Here is a 501-nt window from a genome sequence, read left to right as displayed (position 1 = left end):
CGATGCCGATTGCTGTCAGTTCCACGGGGCTGCGATCTTCAATCATATGGATCACCTCACGCAGGTGATCTTCAAGATAGGAGCCCGGATTAACGGAAAGCGTGCTGTCATCCACCGGAGCGCCATCTGAAATCACCATCAGAATCTTGCGGGATTCCGGCCGGTTTTTCAGGCGCTTCCATGCCCATAGCAGGGCTTCGCCATCAATATTTTCTTTCAGCAGGCCTTCGCGCAGCATGAGCCCCAGATTAGTGCGGGCGCGGCGCCACGGCATATCGGCCGCTTTGTAAATGATGTGACGCAGATCATTCAGGCGGCCGGGTTCTGGCGGCTTTCCATCCTGCAGCCATTTTTCACGGCTCTGGCCCCCTTTCCACGCGCGCGTGGTGAAGCCGAGAATTTCCACCTTCACCCCGCAGCGTTCCAGCGTGCGGGCAAGAATATCCCCGCAGGAAGCTGCCACGGAAATAGGGCGGCCCCGCATGGAACCGGAATTGTCCA

The 501-nt window shown here is 58.1% G+C and carries 1 protein-coding gene; it reads right to left on the bottom strand.

Translation table 11 applies throughout. The annotated features are described in order from the left end of the window. The coding region (locus AD948_RS00005) for a cobaltochelatase CobT-related protein (RefSeq protein WP_408736048.1) at nucleotides 1-501 on the bottom strand (501 nt) is incomplete at both ends.

It is taken from the genome of Acetobacter senegalensis, from assembly GCF_001580995.1.
In the GTDB taxonomy this organism is placed as follows: domain Bacteria; phylum Pseudomonadota; class Alphaproteobacteria; order Acetobacterales; family Acetobacteraceae; genus Acetobacter; species Acetobacter senegalensis.
Note: the sequence above shows the minus strand (reverse complement) of the source record. Positions and strands in the feature narration are given on the sequence as shown.